This window comes from Streptomyces sp. NRRL F-5123 (genome assembly GCF_000721495.1).
Lineage (GTDB): Bacteria > Actinomycetota > Actinomycetes > Streptomycetales > Streptomycetaceae > Actinacidiphila.
Genome location: NZ_JOHY01000221.1, coordinates 1 through 259, shown reverse-complemented (window position 1 = coordinate 259; position 259 = coordinate 1). Strand labels below are relative to the sequence as shown.

At 65.3% G+C, this 259-nt stretch carries 1 protein-coding gene; it reads right to left on the bottom strand.

The genetic code is table 11. The features are described from left to right. The coding region (locus tag IH54_RS0139025) for an extracellular solute-binding protein (RefSeq protein WP_031526444.1) at window positions 1-259 on the bottom strand (259 nt) is incomplete at both ends.

Below are 259 nucleotides of genomic sequence, written 5' to 3'. Positions count from 1 at the left end.
GTAGATGCCCTCGGGCGCGGTGTCGAGCGGGATCGCGTAGACCTTGCCGTCGATCGTGTCGCTCGCCAGAGCCGCCGTACCGACATTCGTCTTGTCGGTCTCGGTCAGGTCCAGCGCCTGCAACTGCCCGGCGTCGACCATGGCCTGCATCTTGCCGCCACCGCGCTGCAGGAACACGTCCGGCGCGGAGTTCGAGTTCAGCGCGGTCTGCAGCTTCCCGTCGAAGTCCTCGTTCTGCACGTACTGGATCTTGATCGTC